Raw genomic sequence first — 2146 nt, 5'->3', positions numbered from 1 at the left:
CGGCTACTTCTTCTTGAAGATAAAAGCAGCGTTTCCCGGTAAAGCGCGATGAACCATTTTTTAAGGCGTCACCAGTCAGGCTGGATGAGGCCGATTCTGCATTACTCCTGTGTCATTTTTGTGACATCGGAATAACTTTTCTTCTTTTTCTGAAAAACCCGACAAATGTCAGGTCTATACAGCTCAAACACTTACAGATCTTTCTTCAAGCTCTGCATGATAAACGTGTTTTAATACAACCAATCGTCTTTTGCAAATTTTTAAGTCGGCGTTTTTAGTTCGTTTAGCATCTGCGTGTGCCGCTCTTATGCCCGAACCCTATGAACCGGCCTGTGACAGATGTGTTTCAATTCCGGGGCCAAGCCTCTAAAAAACCTTTCATATCAGAAATATAAAACGAAAATCCTATCTCTTTAGCAATGAATTGGCGACGAGCCAGCCAATTCGTGCACTACTTCAACGCCACACACATCGCTGCGCCCGAAAATGGTGCAAGCGTCTGCGCAGCATCAACCGGCCTCAAGCAGAAACGTCACCGGTCCATCGTTAACCAGCCCAACTTTCATGTCTGCACCGAACACACCGGCACCCACCCTGTCAGAGCCGAGCGCATCCCGGGCCTCTGCCACGAAAGCCTCAAACAGGGTTCTTGCACGCTGAGGGGCCGCCGCTCGGGAAAAGCCCGCGCGGGTGCCGGAGGAAGTATCGGCGGAAAGTGTGAACTGGGGAACCACAAGGAGAGCGCCATCTGTGTCGGCGAGACTGCGGTTCATACGACCGGATTCATCTGGAAACACCCGGTAGGCAATAACCTTCCGGCACAGTTCCCGGACCTCATCCTCGCCATCGTCCCTGTCGACACCCAGCAGCAGCAGTAATCCGTCACCGATGGAGGCAACCCGTTCGCTATCGACGGTAACACTGGCTTCCGTAACGCGCTGAATCAGCCCTTTCATCAACTTCCTTGGGGTGGCGTGAACGAGAGATGTTCTCAATGGCGGAAAAGTGTATCGACGGTAATGTCCGGCCGCAACCCCGAAAGCGAGAATCAGCCGACACTTTTCCCGGTTTTTGCCACAACGGACTCCACGCCGCGCATCAGGGCATCGACAATGGCGGGCTCAGACGCAGAATGACCCGCATCCCGGATGATCTGCAGTTCAGCTTGTGGCCACGCCCGGCTGAGGACAATGGCGTTCTCCAGCGGGCACACCATGTCATAGCGACCGTGCACGATAATACCGGGGATGTCGGCGAGGCGCGCCGCGTCCCTGACGATCTGATCCGGCTCGAGAAAGGCATTGTTCATGAAGTAGTGGCATTCAATACGGGCCAGCGCGATTGCCACGTGCGGGTGGCCAAAATGTTCGACAACCCGGGGATTGGGATGCAGGGTGGCACACCGCCCCTCCCAGACCGACCAGGCCTTGGCGGCCTGAATCTGCTCCAGCTCATTGGCGCTGGTAAGGCGCCGGTAATAAGCCGCCACCATATCCGCGCGCTCATGCTCAGGAATGGGCGCTTCGAAATCCGCCCAGTAATCGGGAAACACCCGGCTGGCTCCGTCCTGGTAGAACCACTGGATATCCCTCGGGCGGCAGAGGAAAATTCCCCGCAACACCAGCCCGAGGACACGCTCCGGATGCGTCTGAGCGTAGACCAGACTCAGTGTCGACCCCCAGCTGCCACCGAACAGCAGCCACTGGTCGACCCCGAGAAACGCGCGCACCGCTTCCATGTCTTCAATGAGTCGGTCAGTACTGTTGCCTTGCAGCTCCGCCAGCGGAGTCGACCGTCCCGCCCCTCGCTGATCCATCAGGATGATGCGGAACCGCTCAGCGTCGAAGAACCGGCGATGATAGTCCTCACACCCTCCGCCTGGCCCACCGTGAACCACCAGCACTGGAATGCCGTCGGGATTGCCACTCTCTTCCACGTAAAGTTCGTGGGGCGGCTCCACGGCCAGGCGGTGCTGCGCGTTGGGCTTGAGTTCAGGGTATAGCGTGAGCATCGGACTCTCCGACAATAGAAAGAAAGGATTTTAACGGGAGTTTAGCCGATAGCTGCCGGAAAGGGACAATCAGGCAGACAGCATCGAGTAGGAGGGGGAGTTACCTCCCCCGTCCTCTCACACCACCGGGCATAC

2 protein-coding genes are annotated in these 2146 nt (G+C 56.6%); both read right to left on the bottom strand.

Features of this window, described 5'->3' with window-relative positions:
* Positions 1-509: 509 nt before the first annotated feature.
* Positions 510-956 carry a D-aminoacyl-tRNA deacylase gene (gene dtd, locus ACFC20_RS17460; protein WP_375194094.1) on the bottom strand — a complete coding sequence of 149 codons (447 nt, stop codon included), beginning with the start codon at positions 954-956 and terminating at the stop codon, positions 510-512.
* Positions 957-1048: 92 nt separating this feature from the next.
* A complete protein-coding gene (gene pip / locus ACFC20_RS17455; protein ID WP_375194093.1) occupies positions 1049-2011 on the bottom strand; it encodes a prolyl aminopeptidase in 963 nt (320 codons plus the stop codon).
* Positions 2012-2146: the final 135 nt, after the last annotated feature.

It is taken from the genome of Marinobacter sp., assembly GCF_041984545.1.
GTDB lineage: Bacteria > Pseudomonadota > Gammaproteobacteria > Pseudomonadales > Oleiphilaceae > Marinobacter.
Note: the sequence above shows the minus strand (reverse complement) of the source record. Positions and strands in the feature narration are given on the sequence as shown.